Genomic DNA, 19,080 nt, shown 5'->3' with positions numbered 1-19,080 from the left:
AATTACCTCCTACAGTATATTATTGGATCTTCTAGTTTCATACTTTTGAATGCATTAAGTCTTAGAGTGCATGCATCACATCCTCCGCAAGCGTGATCATCAATAGATGGGCTATAACAAGAAAAAGTATTTGAATAATCTACTCCCTATCTCAATCCCTCCTCGATTATTTGAGTTTTATTAAGTTGCAGAAGAGGTGTATGAATCGTGATTTTTTCTCCTTGCACTGCCCTTGATAAAGCCAAATTTGCAAGTGTATTATATGCTTCTATATAAGCTGGCCTACAATCGGGATAACCACTATAATCAAGTATATTTGCACCAATAAATATATCATTAGCAGGCAAGACTTCAGCATACGCTAATGCATAAGATAAAAATATTGTATTTCTAGCTGGCACATACGTTACAGGTATACCGCTTAAAATTTCAGCTTCAGTTCTATGTTTAGGTACCTCAATATCACCAGTAATTGCAGATTTGCCAAAAATTTTCAAATCAATTTTCACAATCATATGCATGGCTTTTGGAGCAATCGCATCTTTGGCTTTTTTAGCAAATTGTAATTCAATTGATTGCTTTTGACCATAGTCAAAACTTATGCAATAGGTGTTATATCCCTTTTCCTTAACGATAGCAAGCATGGTGGAAGAATCTAATCCACCGCTCAGTAATACGATAGCATTTTTCATGTTTCTTTGCTTTTCAAGTTTTTAAATCCTATTAAATCCCCTTTTTCAAGCAATTCTAAAAAAGCTCCACCTCCAGTAGAAATATATGAAAAACAGTCTTGCAATCCCGATAGCTTAACAGCAGCTACGGCATCACCACCTCCAATAACACTTATAATATTATTTTTTTGTGTGTGATAAGCTATCGACCTTGCAATATACAAACTGCTAATAGCAAATTGTTGTTCCTCATAAAATCCTATTGGTCCATTCCATATTACAGCTTTTGAATTTTTAATAATGTCACATAATTTTTGACAACTACTTGATCCAATATCTAGCATGCAATCTCCAGGTGATATATCTCCTATATCTTTAATAAATAGCTTATTATTCTCATTTTTTCCCACAAAATCATTAGGAAGTATTATTTTTTCTTTATATTTTTCGTATATGTTTTTAGCATGCTCAACATAATCTACTTCATAAAACGAAGTACCTATTTCATAACCCAAAGCCTTCAGAAAATTATTAACCATAGCGCCTGCAATAAACACCTTATCCATTTTATTTGCTAAGTGCTCCAATATTCGAATCTTTGTTGAAATTTTTTTGCCACCTATAATTAATGCCTGAGGTCTGCTGTTTTTGCTAAAGACGTAATTTAAATTTCTCAATTCATTTGTAAGCAAAAAACCTGCGTGCGAAGGAAGAAATTGTGTTATAGCATCAATAGACGCATGTTCTCTATGACAACATGAAAAAGCATCATTTACATAAATATCTGCATATTGACTTAATTTTTGTCCAAATTGCGTATCATTTGATTGTTCTCCCTTATAAAATCGAAGATTTTCTAGTAATATTATTTCCCCATTTTTTAAATCATTAGCAATAGCTATGCTATTCTCTGACAATATGTCTTTTATAAATATAACTTTAACTTTTAGATACTCTTCTAAATATGGAATCAATTTTTTTAATGATAATTCTTCTTTGTATTCTCCATTAGGTCTGCCAAAATGGCTTGCTATAATCACTTTTGCATTTTTTTGTAACAAATATTGAATTGTAGGTACGATATTATTAATTCTAGTATCGTCCAACAAAATTTGGTTATCATCAAATGGGACATTTAAATCACATCTTAAAAAAATCTTTTTATCGTTTAAGCTAATATCACTTATATTTTTTAAATTTATTGTATTCATATTCCATTATACCTTAAAGCCTTTAGCCATTAAGTTTGCAACTTCTAGCATTCTACATGAAAATGCCCATTCATTATCATACCAAGCAACTACCCTACCAAAATTTTTATTTATAACTTTTGTTTCACCAATGTCAAAAATTGCACTAGCTGTCGTATGATTAAAATCGGTTGAAACAAGTTCATCCTCGGCAATGTCTACAATTCCTTTGTAATTATCTTTTGAATTTTGTCTCATAGCCTCATTTATTTCCATAACAGATATATCTTTATTCGAAATAAAACTAAAATCAATCATTGAAACGTTTGGAGTTGGAACTCTTACTGCCGCACCATCTAATTTCCCTTTCAAATTAGGAAGAATTAATCCTATTGATTTTGCAGCCCCTGTGGTAGTAGGAATTATTGACATAGCAGCGGCTCTAGCCCTTCTTAAATCATTATGTCCACCATCAATTATTCTCTGGTCGTTAGTGTATGAATGAATAGTGGTCATGAAGCCACTTTTAATGCCAAAATTTTCATCAAGAATTTTTGCAATAGGTGCTAAACAATTTGTTGTGCACGAACCAATTGAAATAACTTTGTCCTCTGAAGTGAGCTTGTCATGATTTACTCCTAAAATTATTGTATTATCAGCCCCTTCACAAGGTGCTGATACCAAAACTTTTTTAGCGCCTTGCTCAATATGTTGTGATGATAATTCCTTACTATTAAAAGTTCCAGTGCATTCTAAAACTAAATCTACATTGTAATTCTTCCAATTAATATTCTTTATATTCCTTTCCTTAATGATTTCTACTGATTGCTCTTGTACAAAAATTTTGTTTTCTTCTATTTTCTTGATACTATTAAAAGTTCCATGTATAGAATCGTACTTCAATAAATGCAACTTAGACTGCACATTAGACTCACCAAGATTGATGGCTACTAAATTTAAATTTTCATATCTATCTTCAAAATATCTTCTAAAAACATTCTTTCCTATTCTGCCAATTCCATTAATTGCAATATTAACTTTAACCATTTAATATAGTTTATTTGTTGTACGCTTGATAATTTAAATGCTAACTTCAGTTATTGCAAGTACACATTTGATTGATTGAAGCAAAACGAATGAATCAAGATATTTTAAATTCGCTAAATATACAAAGAAAAGCATCTGATCCAAAAAACAATATATATCTCAGCGCATCAGCAGGCACTGGAAAAACCAAAACATTAATAGATAGAATATTACGATTGCTTTTAGATGGTGAGCAAATTGAGAATATATTATGCATTACATTCACTAATGTTGCTATAGGAGAAATGCTAAATAGACTAAAAGATGAATTTAAAAAATGGCATTTGTATAGTGATGAGGAGCTTAAAAAGTACATTAAAAATATGTTTGAAAGAGACATCAATCAATCTCAAATATTTAAGGCAAAAGAGCTATATAATACATATCTAAATAGTTTTGATAAAATCAGAATACAAACTTTGCATTCATTATGTGTTGATATATTAAATCAATCACAATTTATACAAGAGGACAAATTAGAAAATCTTAAAATTATTGATGAATACAATAGGAGAAGATTAATCGAAATTGCACTGGAAGGTGTAATAAACCTTTCAAAAAGCAAACCTGAACTTGATTTTTCCATTGGCAGTTTAGCAAAAAAATATGATTATTACACTTTGTTGCAGCTGATTAGCGATATCATTTCCCAGAAGCAAGAAATTTACCAATTCATCAATTCGCAATATTCGATAATGGATTTAATAAATGAGCAGTATGACTTTTATAACAGTGAAAGGGCAACATGCTATGATGATTTGTTTAATAAATTTATCTCAAACACTCCGCAAAGATTAAAATTTCTAGTAGCAGAAAATAAGGATGAGGAGTACATAAACATGATGCACTTATGGCTTAATGGTGACAGCCAGTTTAAAAATGATAATTTGACGAAATATTTTGACTGCTTTTTAACAAAAAGTCTAACTGCGAGTAAAAGACTTTTTAACAAGCAATTTAGAGATAGGAACAAAGATTTAATTAAAGAATGTGAAAAAGAACAAATCAGAATTATTGAATTTCTTGAGGAAAAATCCTCCTATGAACAAGCGCAATTTATGGAATGTTTAATTATAATTTTAAATGAGGTTATTCGTAAATATGAAGAGTTAAAGGGTAAATTAGGATATTTAGAATATGATGATTTAGTAATTCAAACTTTAGAAATATTAAATGAAGCTGGGGATTCAGAAATTTTATTATATTCACTTAATTTGTCTTTTTCACATATCTTAATTGATGAAGCTCAGGATATAAGTAAAGCGCAATGGACCTTATTACAAAAAATTATCAAAAGCACTTATAATTTTGACTCTTCAATTTTTATTGTAGGAGATTATAAGCAATCAATTTATGGGTTTCAAGGCGCTGACCCTGAATATTTTTTAACAATAAATCAATTTTATAAAACGGAGTTAAAAAACGTATCTAAGCCTTGGGAATGTTTAGAATTAAGTCATTCATTTCGTTCAAAAAAAGAAATATTGGAAGCTGTTGACAAAATTTTTAATTCTATAGATTTTGTTAATAAATTAAATCATATAGCAATAAAAAAAGGAAATGGAATAGTTAAGGTAATTGAACATTCCACTCAAACTAATAAAAAACCTAGAGAAAAAAAATGCTGGAAAATCCCTGAGAAAAATGCTGATTTTATTGATAATAAATTATCAAATGCAGAAGAAATAGCAAATTTCATATCTCATTTATTAAATCAAGATCGTACTGATAGTAAAATTATGCACAAAGACATAATGATATTATTTCGTAAAAGATCTGAAAAAATGAAATGCCTAATCCAAACTCTAAAACAGAACAGTATTTCTATATCTGAAGAAAATAAAATAAATTTTAGTGATGATATTATCATTCTTGATTTGCTATCTATTATTAAATTTTTCCTGTTGCCTGATGATGATTTTAATTTAATATGTCTTTTAAAATCGGCGTTTTTTAATTTCACAGAAGAGCAAATTTTTAATATATCCTACAATAGAGGAGAGCAAAACGTTTTTAGCAGACTACAGAATCTATATCCTGAAACATCAAATTTATTGAAAGAACTTGAAGAATGCTGCAAAAATCAATCGTTGTATGATTTTTATACTAACGTTTTATATAGAAATAAATTTATAAGTAAATTTTTTCACGAATTTGGAACTAATTGCCAAGAAATAATTGATATTTTCTTAGATAAAATTTTAGAATTTGAAAAACAACTCCTAGGCGACAAAGAAGTTTTTTTGAATTGGCTACAGTATAATTCAAATATCAATGTTAATAATAATAATTCGGAAGGTGTTAAAATAATGACTGTGCACGCTGCAAAAGGACTGCAAGCACCTATAATAATTTTGGCAGATGCGGGGGATTCAGAAAATATGCCACATGAAAATTTCTTTTGGCATAATGAAAAACTCATAATACCAAATGTTAATGAGTATAAAAATCATACAATTAAGGAGATTATAAATCAGCGAAAAGTAAAATTAAAACAGGAAAGTTTAAGGCTACTATATGTTGCAATGACTCGTGCCGAAGATGAATTATACATTTTTGGAGAAAGTGGTAATAAAAAAGATAGCTGGTATAGTATTGCAAAAACTATACTAGCGGATAATTTTGTAAAATATTTTGAGCTTGGCATATCTGATCAAAAGCACTTTAAAGATGTAGATTTAGTTTTGGAAAATTGTGAATTACCTTCTTACTTTAAGGAGGATTATATTGTGAAAAATATTGAGAAAAAAGAAATTGCCTCTTTGGAAAATCAACTATATTCAAATCTTTCAGTAGCAAGAGGAAATTTCATACACCAAATTTTATCTGATGCATCCAAAATTCCTATGGAAAATTTTACAAATTATATTGCAAATTTAGCTAATAATAGCTCATTTAATTTTATACCTAAAAGGGAGATCGAAGAAATAAAATTAATTGCAAAAGAGATTATTTGTAAATTTCCTGATATTTTTATAAATGAAGTATTGTCTGAAGTGAGTATAAATAATGTAGCCGCTAAAACCGACACTATTGTGAAAATTGATAAGTTAATTGTGAAAGATGATAATATTGAAATTATTGAAATTAAAGCAGATAAAGCAAAAATACTCTCCAAATCTAATCTACCAGATGAGTATAGCAGGCAATTAGATATATATAAACAATGTATTTCTCATATTTATCCTAACAAAAAAATTAGTTGCAAAATATTAAGTTTTTATCAAAAAGAGCTTATATGCTTATAATAGCTGAAAAATATAAATTTATTGTATTTATTAATAAATACCCTATCATGTAGCCTTAACATACTGAAATTTGTTCCCGTAGCTCAGCAGGATAGAGCGTTGGATTCCTAATCCAAAGGTCACAGGTTCGAATCCCGTCGGGAACACCAAATTTATTTAGCTTAATTCATTCTCTTTATCCCTAAATTTTCATTTTGTAACGTAATCTTAACTCCAGCTTAGGTTAATTATATGTTAAAAAATTAAAATGCAATAAAGCTGTCTACCTAACAAAAGGTGTATGGTGCTTAAATACTTATGGGAGTATATTTACTTACCCATTGCTAATGTCCATGAGCATTTGTATTTGCCGATCGCATATTTAGAACCGTTTCAGTAAATTTTTTAGCGCCTGCACTATTAGCCTGAACACCTTCAGCAGGAGGCTTAACAATGCCTAATCCATCTAATTCTTGATTTACTTGCAACGCTTCAGATTGTTGATCTTTAAACTCTTGCTTTGCGTTACTATCAGACACCAATTTTATAATTCCAATTATAATTCCAGGAATAACTGTGATTATAGCTAGTGCAATACCGATACCAATACCAATTTTACCTGCAATACTAAAATTTTGAACTTCGGGTTCTATTTCTCCAAGTTTATTACCAACGTCATTAAGATTTTTAAGTGTCTCTAAGTCATATTGTTTATATAGGCTTTTTAAATCTATATTTTGAGCGCTACCTTCTATGTTTAAATCTGATTTATCTTGTTTAGGTAACTTATTAAGTAAATTCTTTATTTTGTTTGCGCACTCTTCAGGATCAGAAACAAATTGAACAAGCGCAGAATCTTGTTTCTTCGTGTCTAAATTTAAATCCTTTGCTAATTTTTCATACATTACCTTAAGATTCTCCTTATCCTTATCACTAGTGTATTCATCAAGATATAAATCAATCACAGAGAAAAGAGCTTGTTCCTTATGTTTCTCTTGTATCTTATCAATTGATGGAATTTCCTCTTTAAGTTTATCCTTTATATATAACTCCACTAAACTACCAGGTACTTCTATGTCTTGTTCAACTAAAGGACACATAACTTCCACAAAATTTTCTTTTCCCCTTCCTGTCGCATTATACTCATTGGCAAAAAGTTCAATTAATTGTGAATTTTCTGCAGGATTATTAGCAAGATTTTGGTAAAATTCCTTTAGCTGATCATCGCGACCTTGTTCTTTAAGAATAATCTTAACTCCCTGCTGAAGGCCATTAGTATGATTTTCAATAGCATATTGTATTGGAGATTTACCATTTATCATAAAATTGCCATTAATAGCAATTTTTATTAATTCCTGGGTATTTAAGCCTTCAAAATCCTGCTTGCTAGTAATACTATCAGTTACTTCTGTTTTGAATTCCTCAACAGAATATGATACTTCATCACTCACATTTATTTGGTAACCCTCTGGTACTGCCTCTAATACGCTTTTATTTACATCAAAACCTTCATTTAATAAGGCGTAGTATAATGGATCCTTGCCATCAATTTTTTTACCATTATCAATAGCCCATAATACAGGGTTTTTTCCTTCTAATTGAATTCTTAGCATTGCTGCGTAGTATAACGGATCAATTCCTTCGATCAACCCTCCATTTCCTATTGCAGTTAAAATTTCTGATTCACTAGGCACACAAACCTCAAAAATAATTATATTAGAAACGTATCATTCCTTTTTTTATTATACTAGAAAATTATCCTATGATTGTAATATTAATTAATAATCCATTGCGAAAAAATAACAACGAATTATTAATTGAATTATTGAGATTTTTGTTCATAATCGTTTCAACCGTAAATAAAATAGATGTAATGAAAAATTTTAATGCAGACTTAAATGTTGTTTTAGAAGCTGTTAGAAAGGCCTCAGTAAAAATCACTAAAGATTTTTATGAAGTTGAAAAATTGCAAATTTCCAAAAAAGGGGTTGCAAATTTTGTTACTAAAACAGATTTAACTGCAGAAAAAATCTTGATATACCATTTACAAAAAAGCAGACCTGAGTATAGTTTTATCACAGAGGAAAGTGGTATTTTGGAAAGTATTAAAAATGATAATTCTGATCAGACGAAATACAAATGGATAATAGACCCTATTGACGGTACATTTAATTTTATGCATGGGGTGCCGTTTTTTTGCATATCAGTAGCTTTGGCAAAAATTACTAAAGATGAGTCGAGCATTTTATTGGGAGTCGTGTGTAATCCTGTTAACAATGAAATATTTTGGGCAGGTAAGAACATGGGAGCTTTTTTAATAGATAGCATGGGAATACAAAGGAAAATAAAGGTATCTGCTCACAATGATTACGAGAGGGTAATTTGCGCTATTCATGATGATTCGAATAGCAACGCTATAATGAAAAAATATTTAAATTTTATTCACCTGAAGCATAGTAAAATTAGAATCTTTGGAGCATCTGCATTAGAAATGGCATATTTAGCAGATGGTAGGATAAATTTATTGATCCAGGGTAAGTTACATTTATGGGATTATGCTGCAGGTCTAATACTTATTAGAGAGGCCGGTGGTGTGGTTAGAGACTTAAATGGAAAGGATTTAGAGCTAAATATATATGAAGGAGTTATTGCAGGAAATGATAAATTAGTAAGCGAAGTTGAAAAAAATAGTTAATTTATACAAAAATAAATTTATGGAGTACGCTTTAGATCAAGCTAGAATAGCTGTTGAAGAAAATGAAGTGCCTGTTGGTGCGGTGATAGTGTATAAGGATGATATAATTACAACTAACTACAATAAAATGAGATCAGAACATGACCCTACTGCTCATGCTGAGATTTTGTGTATAAGAGAAGCAACGAAAAAACTACAGAGATCAAATTTAAGCGATTGTGAATTGTATGTAACGCTTGAACCATGTGCAATGTGCGCGCAAGCAATTGCGTTTAGTAAAATAAAGCGGGTATATTTTGGTGCATATGATGAAAAATTTGGTGCTATTGAAAACGGAGTAAGGTTATTCAATTCTAAGGTGCATAATCATATACCAGAAATATATGGTGGAATAGAGCAACAGAAATCATCGGAAATGATGAAAGAATTTTTTTTAAAAATAAGAAAAAAGGTTTAGCATGTATATATACATAGTTAAAAAATATAGTTAAATTTATAACAATAAAATTATTAAGATGGTAGATAGCAAGAAATTTGAATTTAATAACGCTAAAGATGGTTTTTCTCAAAATAAACAAAGCGGTGAATTTAAAAATTATGAATTTCCCTCTCTTAAGTTAAAAAATGACTGTATTGGCTCATATCATTTACATTTTAATGATAAGATTGAAAAGATTGAGGCAAATAGTGCGTACGAAGCAGTCAAAAAAACTAGTTTCAGAAATATTGATAAAATAGTATATGTAAGTGAAAATACTAGTATGAAGAATATTTTTGATCCTGATGAATTGATAACAAAAAACTAAATTTTATATGAAGATTGCGACAAGATTTGCACCAAGTCCTACAGGATTTTTACATGTTGGTAATTTAAGAACTGCTCTAATAGCATGGTTATATGCAAAGGCAAATGCTGGAAAGTTTATATTGAGAATTGATGATACAGATATTCATAGATCTAAAGAAATGTATATTGACGCATTAAAAGAAGATTTAAAATGGATTGGAATTGATTGGGACATCTGCTTTAGACAATCGGATAGACTTAATAAATATCAAGAGGTAAAACAAAAATTGATTGATTCAGGCAGGTTATATGCTTGTTATGAAACTGAAGAAGAATTGGCTGTTAAAAAGAAAAGTTTATTAAGTAGGAATCTACCACCGATATATGACAGATCATCTCTAAAATTAACTCTGGATGAAAAAAAAGAGCTAGAGGCCAAAGGAGTGCAACCTTATTGGAGATTTTTGCTTAACGAAGAAGAAATATCATGGGATGATAAAATAAGGGGTCAATTAAGGTTTGAAGCTAAAAATCTTAGCGATCCAGTATTAGTTAGAAATGATGGTACTTTGACATATAGCTTAGCTTCTGTGGTTGATGATATTGAATATGCTATAACTGACATTATAAGGGGTGAAGATCATATATCTAACAGTGCCATACATGTACAATTATTTAGAGCTTTATCAGCTAAGCCACCAAGCTTTAGTCACATATCGCTATTAACAACAAAAGATAAAAAATTGTCTAAAAGGACAGGTGATTTTAGTCTTAAAGAATTGAGAGAAAAAGGTATATTACCTTCATCTATTGCTGTATTTTTTTCGAAAATTGGAAGCTCTGATAATATAATAGCAAAAAATGGCATTGATCATTTGATAGAAGAATTTTCTTTTTCCAAATTAAGTAAATCAACTGTGCAGTACGATTATAATGAATTAAAAACTTTTAATGCAAAAATGTTACATTTATTGGATTTTAAAATGATACAAGACGTACTTCAAAAACTAAATATAAAAGATATGGATGAAGAATTTTGGTTGTCTATCAGAGGCAATATTGGAAGTGTTGAAGATATAAAATATTGGTATACAGTTTGTAGAGATGAAATTAAGACTGAAATTATAGATAAAGAATTAATTTCTTTAGCAAAAAATTTATTGCCAGAAGAAAAATTCGACTTGAACACATGGGGTAAATGGATAGAAGCAATAAAGGCGCATACTAATTTAAGAGGTAAAAAATTATTTATGCCTCTTAGAGTTGCTTTAACTGGTCAGGAAGATGGTCCAGAACTTAAAAATTTATTACCAATGATAAGTAAAAAACTTATATTAATTAGATTAAATAAATAAAATAATTTGTTGTAAAATTATAGCACTTGTATATCCTGATTTCTTAGGAAATAAATATTAATAACATTGTTGAATATGAGTAAGAGTAATGATCAGGTTATGATATCAAGTGCCCAAGTTAGGGCAGCAAGAGGATTGTTAAACTGGACACAATCTGAATTAGCAGATAAGTGTAATTTAACAAAAGCAACGATTGCCAATATAGAAAATGATAAGCACCATTTGACTAGTAAAACAGCTAACAAAATTCATCAAGCATTTAGGAGTGCTAAAGTAGAATTTTTAATTAATGATGGAATTAGGAGTAAGTTTGATATAGTAAAAACGCTAGATGGTAGGGAGGGAGTTATATATCTTCTTAATGATATATATGATTCAGTTAAAGATGTTGGTGGATGTGTAAAAATTAGTGGTATTGAAAAAAAATCACTAATTAAAATTATAGATAATGAATATTTAGAGATGCATGAAAACAGGATGGAAAAGGTCAATAACTTAAGTTCTAAAATTTTGAGCAGCGACGAGGCTGAGGATATTGAGTATAAAAGTTATAGGGAATATAGACAAATTCCATCTGAATACTTTTTTCCATTGCCAATATATATTTATGATAGAAAGGTGGCGTTTGTTATGTTGGACCCTCTTAGAGTACTACTAATTGAAAATTTCCATTTATTTTTAGTAAACTCTAATCAATTTGATATGATTTGGGATAATATAGCCAAGAAGTTGTGAAATTGATTTTATATTTCAACTATTTTAAGACAATGCCTATTTCTAATGTAATTTTTCATTGCACGATACCAGTTAATAATATATCCTTCCTTAATGGCTTGTTTATATAAATTAAATATCATATTTTTTCGATGGTGGCGTTTTAACTGCTGCTAAATACCTTGTCATAGCGTTTAAGCTATGACATAGGTGATTTGTTATTTTTATTATTTATATAAACTGTTATGTCTAAATTTTTTAAGTACGTTGTATTCGTGTTTGCTGTATTAATTTCTTTAGAGGAAATTAAAGCCGCTGAAAATCATTATAAAATTGCTATCATAATGCCAATGAGTCATAAAGCTATGGATGATATAGTTGATGGTTTTGAAGAGCAACTAAAAAACAATATTAATGAACAATATAAGCTGACAATTTACAATGCGCAGGGTGATCCTAATTTAATGAGAACTATTTTTCAGCAGATATATAGCAATCATTATGATATGGTGGTGCCCATTGGGACAAACGCTACGCAATTGGCTATCAAAATGTTGAAAAAAGATAAAAAAATTATAAGTATTGCGGCTGAGCTTTCTAAATATGATGAAGCAGAAAATGCTAATTTGATAAATGTCGAAGATAACGTACCGATGGAACAGTTTGTGAAATTTATACAAACTATCATTTCTAAGCCTGAATATTTAACACTTATTAATAGCAACGATGCTAGAATATTCAATCAGTCAAAGTTAATCAAAACTCTTTTAAAAGATATAGGGTGTAATCTACAGGTGATTTCTATACAAAACATGCCTGAAATTTTTTCTGCATTACAAACTGTCAATGAAAAATCACAAGCAATATTAGTTTTGAAAGACCATTTAGTAGTAAGCGCTATGCCGTCTATCGTCAATGTTGCTCAAAAGCGTGGTATTCCTATTATTGCTTCTGATGAGGGGAGTGTGAAAAGTGGTGCTAATGTTGCGCTTGGCGTGAAGGAGAGACAGCTTGGGGTTGTTGGGGCAAAAATAGTGATGTCACTAATAGATAATAAAGACAAAAAGAATTATAAAATTAATAACAAAGCAAATTTGATTATTTTTAGGAATAATATTTTGTTGCCAAATCCGCTAAAGAATGGTTTGTATAAACAAGAATTAATTATTAAAAATTAAATATGCAGGGTGTGTTGGATGTTTTTTTACAGACTTTTACACTAGTACCTTTAGTACTTGCGGTTTATATTTCATATGAAGTAATGAAGATTACGGATTTGACTGTGGAGGGAAGTTTTGTATTGGGAGCAGCAGTATATGCAAGATTGATAATTGAGGCAATAAATCCAGTTTTAACATTTTTTATAGCTATACTAGCGGGGTTGATGGCAGGAATTGTTGTTGGCTGTATACAAAGACATGATAAAATTGATAGCTTAATTGCTGGAATATTGATGATTTTTATGTTGTACAGTATAAATTTGCAAATCATGGGTTCTCCAAATTTAACAACCTATAATCACGAAACTATGCTAATGTATATCAGTTATGCATTTGCTGATAATGCAGGGTTTATATTTGCTGCATTCTATACCCTTTTCTGTATAGTGATGGTTTCTATTTTGCTAAATATTCAGTTAGGTTTGAGAATAAGGGCTTATGGGGATAATAAACATTTGTTATATAGGTTGGGTTGTAATCCTGAAAAATATAGAATAATTGGCTTAGCTTTTAGTAATGCGCTTGCAGCAGGAAGTGGTGCACTAACTTGTCAAATTTATGGATTTACTGATATAAACATGGGATTTGGCATAGCCCTTACGGCTATAGCTGCGTGGCTTTTAGGAGTGCAGACAATGAGAAAAATGTTTAGATTCAAGAATTTTTCAGTGAAAATTGATTGCATGGCATGCTTACTAGGAGCATTACTATATTATTCAGCAGTCACATTTCTTCTAAAAATTGGGGTTAATCCGATTAATCTAAAATTACTAATTGGGTTGCTTCTTGTAGTTTTGCTAAAAATTATGTCAAATAAAAAACGGAAACCATGGGAAATAAACTCCTAAGAATTAAAAATTTAGAATATACACTGCCACATATTAATCAAAAAGCACTTGATAATATATCACTAGATGTTGAAGATGGGGATTTTATAGTTATTATAGGGCATAACGGTTCTGGAAAGAGTTCTTTGATTAATGCTATTAATAAGAATATTACATCATCAAAAGGAGAAATTATTTTTAACTCCAAGCCAATTGAATCTTTTAGCAATAAAGAATATTTCCGGAGTATAGCAACTATTACGCAAAATTTAAAAGAATGTTTATTTGAAAGACTTTCAGTATATGAGAATTTTTTAATGAGATTCGAAAAATCTTATCCGAAGAATAATGAGGGCTTCTTTTATGATATGACAACACATTACTATGAAAAGATGATGTATATGAGGGATGTAATGGTAACTAGATTATCGGGAGGAGAAAAACAAATATTAGCACTTATCCTTGCACTTATTAATCCACCAAAATTACTACTATTAGACGAACACACATCGGCTCTTGACCCAAAGATGGCAGATTATGTTATGGATATGACAGTTTCTGCAATTAAAGAACATAAAATGGCCTGCATAATGGTTACGCATGATTTGAACAATGCCGCAAAATACGGAAACAAGATTTATGCACTTAAGGATGGAAAGATTTGTTATTACTCAGATAAGAGTGATGGAGTATCAAAAGAGGAGTTGATTAAGCGTTGTTTTTAGTAAAAAAGCATTCTTAAAAATTCGGTATGCACCATTTCTAAACCTAAAAGGGCGGTATATTATGTTATGAATATGGTTAAAAATACATCACAAAGCACTCAGTGTGCAAATTAAAAAATAGGGGGAGAGTAAAAGCTAGCTCGCATCGCCACTAAACAAAATGTCAAAGCTTTAACTTCTCAATCTAGAGAACACCAGTAGCACCTCCCCTCAAAAGTCACTGGCACTATCTTATCTTCAGTCTGCCAACGTATTTAGTCAACTCCCAGCTGGGATATGAGTAAAACACGCTTGCAAAACTTCTGACACCAAAATCAAGCATTAAACTTAATACTATCTTCCTTCATCCGCAAATGCAGCAACAATTGTAAATATCGTAACTCCATACATTAATGCAAAAGTAAATAATTTACTCGTAAATTTATTCATGATTGTCTCCTTATATATCGATTACCGTTACCCATATAACAGCATTATAGAGACATTACAATTTGTCAACTAAAATTATGCTTTGACTTATAAAATTTATTTTTTTAATAATAATTTCTTAAGATTATACCTAAAACTTTAAATTTATATTCTTTACGTTGTACATTTCATAATTAAAATTATACGAAAAAAAATAGTAAAATTGCTGTCTGTTAAGTAATATTTATGCAGAGCAATATTTTTCTAGATTTATATATTTGGCAAATCTATTGTACTAAATGGTAAGAAGGAAATTTATATAAATAAAAATGCAAAGATTTTTGTTGAAATGATATTCTTAAGTTGTATAAAGAATTAGATAAGTAAATTAGGGTTTTTAATGTTAAATCTGCAAAATTTACCAATTTTTGATGTTTTACTAGTTATAACCCATATTTTTATATGTATGGGTATTGCCTTTTATTACTACAAAAAAGTAAAAAAGGCAGATGATTTCGCTTTTGGTTTGAAAAATTCCTCAACCATCATGTTTGTTTGCACAATTTTTGCAACAGCAGTGGGAGCTGGCTCCACAATTGGTTATGTTGATAAACTATATAATGGAGGAGTAATTGTTTTGATATATGTTTTATCACAGCCTTTATATTGGCTTGTTACTGCAAAAATTTTGGTGCCAAAAATTTACAATTTACAATTCTGCTCAACAATAAGCCAGGTGATGGGAAGTCTTTACGGCAAATCCGCAAGATTTATAACAGTTTTTGCCACAATTATTGAAACGATAGGTACTATTTGCATGCAATCAATTGCCATAGGTGCCATGTGTGCATATTTTTTTGGAATGAATTTTTCACTTGGGATATTGCTTGGATATTTCGTTATAGCAATTTATGGTATGGTAGGAGGAATAAGGGGAATAATGGCGATTGACGTTTATCAATTTATGATATTTTTTCTTATAATACCAATTGTTTGTGCTGTAGCTAGTTACCGTTTTGATGGGGTGGAGCAAGTTATTTTAAGCTTACCTGAGTCAACTTTTGAATTTGATTTTAATTTCAAGAACATTATTATCCTATTGAGCTTTTTAACAGCCTCACTTTTACCAGGAATTGGGGCGCCATTTATGCAAAGGTATTTAATGTTGGCTGCTACCCCAAAAAAATTAAAGACCGTGTTTTACAATCTATTTTTTATTAGCATTCCATTTATGCTTTCCATTTGTGCGATAGCTTACATAATGAAAGCTAATGATGTCGGGTTAAGTGAGAATGTGCTATTTAGGTTTATTAGCTATTATGTGCCAATTGGCCTTAAAGGAGTGATGATTGTGGGGTTATTTGCAATAATTATGTCTACCAGTGATTCATATTTAAATGCAGCAAGTGTTGTTATTACTAAAGATTTTATTAAAGTGTTGTTTCCCAATTTAACAGATAAGCAAGAATTGAAAATTTTGAGGGTTTTTATTCTTATCATTTCGCTAGCACCATTGTTTTTGCTATCTAATAATTTGTTTGAGAATATTCGGTTATTTAAAACTTTTGGAATTCAAATGCTTATTATTCCACTATTTGCTGGGTTATATGATTTTCAGGCTAAAAAACATTCATTTATTTCTGGGGTGTTGATGGGATTTTTATTTGCAGTAGTAAGTGTTTTTTACTTTCCAGAATACACAATGCTGTATGTGCTAACTGCCCAAATTGGTGTTGCAATTGGGTTTTTTGGTTGCCATTATTTTCAAAAGGTTCGAAAATTTACGCCGAAGGAGTTATTAAAAGAAATTAAAATATTTTTTAAAATAATGAGAGAAGATTTAGATATAGAACTTGAGAAGTATAAAAAGATTTCAATATTACAAAAATTTGAACAAAGATTTATTGCTCAAGATCCTTTATATACGCGTTTTAGTATATTTATTCTTTGTTATTTTTTTGTGTATAGTTTTTACTTAAATAAAAATTCTTTGTTATTACTTATATTGGTTATTATTGGCTATATATTAGTATTCGTGATGATTTTTAGAGATATTTTACTATCTTCTAAGTTTCAAGAAAAGGTGATGCCATATTATTACTTTTTTATAATGACTTATTGCTTACCTTTTTTAGCAAGTTATATGCTGTTTAATACTGATAATTATAGTTTTTGGAGTGTAAATGCTGTGCTTTCAATCTTATTGCTTTATCAATTTCTAAATATTATTGGATTTTTATTCAGTTTGACAGCTGGCTTTACGCTAGGGTATTTGACCCACACGATTATCAATATAGACAATTCTGTATTTGATTTTAAAAGCCTAATGATGTTAATTTATGTATATATTTCAGCAATATTTATTACTATATTTCTTATAAAAAATAAAGAGCAAAAAATTAGTGATAATAATGAGGAGCAACAAAAACAACTTGAAGTGACAAAGATGTTTGGAAATTTAATTGCACATGAAATTCAAGCGCCCATTACTGCATCTTATGGTTATAGCCAATTATTAAGTGATGAATTGAAGAATGCTAAAATTGAATCATCGCAATATGAAAAAGAATATAAATTTACTAAGAAAAAAATTTCTTCTATTGAGGAAATAGTTGAAAATTTAGTGAAAATAAATCTATATGGGTTAAATACTCTGGAAAATTTATTTGCAGTTCTTAGTCAATCTGTGAAAAAGGAAGAAAAGTCTATTTTTAATATTAAAAAATGTATTTATGAAGCAGTTACGGATTGTGAATTATATATGCCACAGGCTAGGGATATTCAGGTAAAAATTAGTGAGAATTTTAAAGTAAAGTGTGCATATAATTGCTTAAAATATATTATTATTAATTTAATAAAAAATACATACACTCATAACAGAGATGATACTCTCATTGAAATCAGAACAGAGGCAGATAAGCCAAGTACAATTTATTATATTGATTATGGAAAAGGCATAACTGAGCATAATGTCAGAGTAATATTTGATAAATTTTACAACGACAGCAATAGTGGCACAGGAATTGGTTTAGCATTTAGTAAGTTAGTGATGGAGGATTTAAATGGTTCAATAAGTTGTTATTCATCAGCCAAAATAAATGGTTATACTGTTTTTACCTTAAAATTTCCTCACTTACTTGATTAGAGAAAAAATACTTATTATTTAATCGATCATTTATAAATTAAACGTAGGAAGCCGTGTACCGTGTAAAAAAAACGATTTATTTTATAGAGAAGTGGTGCTAAAAAACTGGACAGGAAGGAAATGATAAATTTTGATATAAAAATAACTTATAGTGGTTAATATACATGGCACAAAAAGAAATATGCAAGAACAATAATTTTATCTATATATGCCATAGCGTTTTTATTTCTTTTTCCCTATACACTGAAAAACACTCCCTGGACTTTGTATAATTTCTTTCTTATCTGCAATTATTTGCATTTCTTCAATCATTTCTTTTATTTCTCCCTCTTTTAATAAATTTTGACTAATAAAGCGCTTCTCCTCCTCTATCAATGATAATAATAACAATGTTTTCTCATCATATGATGTACACAGAGGGACAAACTTTTTTATATATGATATATCAACGTTCAACAAATTCATTTCATAGTATAACTTTTTGCCAAAAGCGTAATCTAACTGCAATATATTGCTTATTTTTTTTAATAGTGCTCTGTATTTGTCAATTGAATTTGAAGTAGGATAATTAAAAATATCTTCATAATTATGCTCTTCACAAGCAATAAAACCATTCTCCTTAATAAGATTTAACATGTTTTTCAATGCTAAAATAGGATTCTGTAAGTGTATAAGCACAAATCTACAATACACCACATCATAATCACAATTTCCAATATACTTCTCTATATCAGCTACTATATAATCTACATTATTAATTTCTTTAGAGTCTAGCATACTTCTAGTTAAAGAAACTTGCTCTGCGCTAATATCTAAACATAATATACGACCATCGCTCCCTATTTTTTCATATATTTGCTCTATACCTGACCCAGAACCACAACCAATAACTGCCACTTTCATTCCTTTTTGAAAATTTATCTCTTGGAATAATTTACTTGTATATTCTCCATAAATTTTTTCTAATATACTTAATCTGTGCTTAGTTTCTGAGCCTGTATTTAATATGTAGTTTTTATTATTCATAACT

At 29.6% G+C, this 19,080-nt stretch carries 14 protein-coding genes, 1 tRNA gene and 1 pseudogene; 11 read left to right on the top strand and 5 right to left on the bottom strand.

Features of this window, described 5'->3' with window-relative positions; all coding sequences use genetic code 11:
- Nucleotides 1-2: 2 nt before the first annotated feature.
- The 3 genes and pseudogenes from queC to gap form a co-directional block, all read right to left on the bottom strand.
- Nucleotides 3-692 (bottom strand): annotated as a pseudogene (gene queC, locus N3Z17_RS02920) (7-cyano-7-deazaguanine synthase QueC).
- Entirely contained in the window at nucleotides 689-1,882 is a 1,194-nt protein-coding gene (locus tag N3Z17_RS02915) for a phosphoglycerate kinase (RefSeq protein WP_282472512.1), read from the bottom strand. Before N3Z17_RS02915 ends, queC begins: the two are co-directional and overlap by 4 nt.
- 6 nt (nucleotides 1,883-1,888) lie before the next feature.
- Complete coding sequence (gene gap, locus N3Z17_RS02910) at nucleotides 1,889-2,908, bottom strand: type I glyceraldehyde-3-phosphate dehydrogenase (protein WP_282472511.1); 1,020 nt, start codon at nucleotides 2,906-2,908, stop codon at nucleotides 1,889-1,891.
- An 89-nt stretch (nucleotides 2,909-2,997) separates the two neighbouring features.
- Here gap and N3Z17_RS02905 point away from each other — a divergent pair, with 89 nt between their 5' ends.
- Nucleotides 2,998-6,195, top strand: a complete 3,198-nt coding sequence (locus N3Z17_RS02905) for a UvrD-helicase domain-containing protein (RefSeq protein WP_282472510.1) — start codon at nucleotides 2,998-3,000, stop codon at nucleotides 6,193-6,195.
- A 72-nt stretch (nucleotides 6,196-6,267) separates the two neighbouring features.
- Nucleotides 6,268-6,344: transfer RNA gene (locus N3Z17_RS02900), tRNA-Arg, on the top strand.
- Nucleotides 6,345-6,518: 174 nt separating this feature from the next.
- Here N3Z17_RS02900 and N3Z17_RS02895 read toward each other — a convergent pair.
- Nucleotides 6,519-7,868 (bottom strand): hypothetical protein, encoded by a 1,350-nt coding sequence (locus N3Z17_RS02895; RefSeq protein ID WP_282472509.1) that lies wholly within the window; start codon nucleotides 7,866-7,868, stop codon nucleotides 6,519-6,521.
- A 68-nt stretch (nucleotides 7,869-7,936) separates the two neighbouring features.
- Here N3Z17_RS02895 and N3Z17_RS02890 point away from each other — a divergent pair, with 68 nt between their 5' ends.
- The 9 genes from N3Z17_RS02890 (at nucleotide 7,937) to N3Z17_RS02850 (ending at nucleotide 18,050) form a co-directional block, all read left to right on the top strand.
- Nucleotides 7,937-8,869, top strand: a complete 933-nt coding sequence (locus N3Z17_RS02890; protein WP_282472508.1) for an inositol monophosphatase family protein — start codon at nucleotides 7,937-7,939, stop codon at nucleotides 8,867-8,869.
- Nucleotides 8,870-8,888: 19 nt separating this feature from the next.
- Entirely contained in the window at nucleotides 8,889-9,326 is a 438-nt protein-coding gene (locus N3Z17_RS02885; RefSeq protein WP_282472625.1) for a nucleoside deaminase, read from the top strand.
- A 58-nt stretch (nucleotides 9,327-9,384) separates the two neighbouring features.
- Nucleotides 9,385-9,675, top strand: a complete 291-nt coding sequence (locus tag N3Z17_RS02880) for a hypothetical protein (protein WP_282472507.1) — start codon at nucleotides 9,385-9,387, stop codon at nucleotides 9,673-9,675.
- A 7-nt stretch (nucleotides 9,676-9,682) separates the two neighbouring features.
- On the top strand, nucleotides 9,683-11,011 hold the full coding sequence (gltX, locus tag N3Z17_RS02875; RefSeq protein ID WP_282472506.1) for a glutamate--tRNA ligase: 1,329 nt from the start codon (nucleotides 9,683-9,685) through the stop codon (nucleotides 11,009-11,011).
- 75 nt (nucleotides 11,012-11,086) lie between these two features.
- Entirely contained in the window at nucleotides 11,087-11,746 is a 660-nt protein-coding gene (locus N3Z17_RS02870; protein WP_282472505.1) for a helix-turn-helix domain-containing protein, read from the top strand.
- A 224-nt stretch (nucleotides 11,747-11,970) separates the two neighbouring features.
- A complete protein-coding gene (locus tag N3Z17_RS02865; protein ID WP_282472504.1) occupies nucleotides 11,971-12,903 on the top strand; it encodes an ABC transporter substrate-binding protein in 933 nt (310 codons plus the stop codon).
- Nucleotides 12,904-12,905: 2 nt separating this feature from the next.
- Nucleotides 12,906-13,793: an ABC transporter permease gene (locus N3Z17_RS02860; protein ID WP_282472503.1), complete on the top strand. Its 888-nt coding sequence runs from the start codon at nucleotides 12,906-12,908 to the stop codon at nucleotides 13,791-13,793.
- Nucleotides 13,775-14,497: an ATP-binding cassette domain-containing protein gene (locus N3Z17_RS02855; RefSeq protein ID WP_282472502.1), complete on the top strand. Its 723-nt coding sequence runs from the start codon at nucleotides 13,775-13,777 to the stop codon at nucleotides 14,495-14,497. Before N3Z17_RS02860 ends, N3Z17_RS02855 begins: the two co-directional genes overlap by 19 nt.
- An 808-nt stretch (nucleotides 14,498-15,305) precedes the next feature.
- Entirely contained in the window at nucleotides 15,306-18,050 is a 2,745-nt protein-coding gene (locus tag N3Z17_RS02850) for a sodium:solute symporter family transporter (protein ID WP_282472501.1), read from the top strand.
- Nucleotides 18,051-18,272: 222 nt separating this feature from the next.
- On the opposite strand, the gene N3Z17_RS02845 is transcribed toward N3Z17_RS02850, so the two are convergent.
- Entirely contained in the window at nucleotides 18,273-19,076 is an 804-nt protein-coding gene (locus N3Z17_RS02845; protein ID WP_282472500.1) for a class I SAM-dependent methyltransferase, read from the bottom strand.
- Nucleotides 19,077-19,080: the final 4 nt, after the last annotated feature.

This window comes from Candidatus Bandiella numerosa, assembly GCF_029981845.1.
In the GTDB taxonomy this organism is placed as follows: Bacteria; Pseudomonadota; Alphaproteobacteria; order Rickettsiales; family Midichloriaceae; genus Aquirickettsia; species Aquirickettsia numerosa.
Note: the sequence above shows the minus strand (reverse complement) of the source record. Positions and strands in the feature narration are given on the sequence as shown.

Coding starts and splice junctions, on each gene's coding strand:
- N3Z17_RS02915 (WP_282472512.1), bottom strand. CDS start 1,882: ATGAATACAATAAATTTAAAAAATATAAGTGATATTAGCTTAAACGAT.
- gap (WP_282472511.1), bottom strand. CDS start 2,908: ATGGTTAAAGTTAATATTGCAATTAATGGAATTGGCAGAATAGGAAAG.
- N3Z17_RS02905 (WP_282472510.1), top strand. CDS start 2,998: ATGAATCAAGATATTTTAAATTCGCTAAATATACAAAGAAAAGCATCT.
- N3Z17_RS02890 (WP_282472508.1), top strand. CDS start 7,937: ATGATTGTAATATTAATTAATAATCCATTGCGAAAAAATAACAACGAA.
- N3Z17_RS02885 (WP_282472625.1), top strand. CDS start 8,889: ATGGAGTACGCTTTAGATCAAGCTAGAATAGCTGTTGAAGAAAATGAA.
- N3Z17_RS02880 (WP_282472507.1), top strand. CDS start 9,385: ATGGTAGATAGCAAGAAATTTGAATTTAATAACGCTAAAGATGGTTTT.
- gltX (WP_282472506.1), top strand. CDS start 9,683: ATGAAGATTGCGACAAGATTTGCACCAAGTCCTACAGGATTTTTACAT.
- N3Z17_RS02870 (WP_282472505.1), top strand. CDS start 11,087: ATGAGTAAGAGTAATGATCAGGTTATGATATCAAGTGCCCAAGTTAGG.
- N3Z17_RS02865 (WP_282472504.1), top strand. CDS start 11,971: ATGTCTAAATTTTTTAAGTACGTTGTATTCGTGTTTGCTGTATTAATT.
- N3Z17_RS02860 (WP_282472503.1), top strand. CDS start 12,906: ATGCAGGGTGTGTTGGATGTTTTTTTACAGACTTTTACACTAGTACCT.
- N3Z17_RS02855 (WP_282472502.1), top strand. CDS start 13,775: ATGGGAAATAAACTCCTAAGAATTAAAAATTTAGAATATACACTGCCA.
- N3Z17_RS02850 (WP_282472501.1), top strand. CDS start 15,306: ATGTTAAATCTGCAAAATTTACCAATTTTTGATGTTTTACTAGTTATA.
- N3Z17_RS02845 (WP_282472500.1), bottom strand. CDS start 19,076: ATGAATAATAAAAACTACATATTAAATACAGGCTCAGAAACTAAGCAC.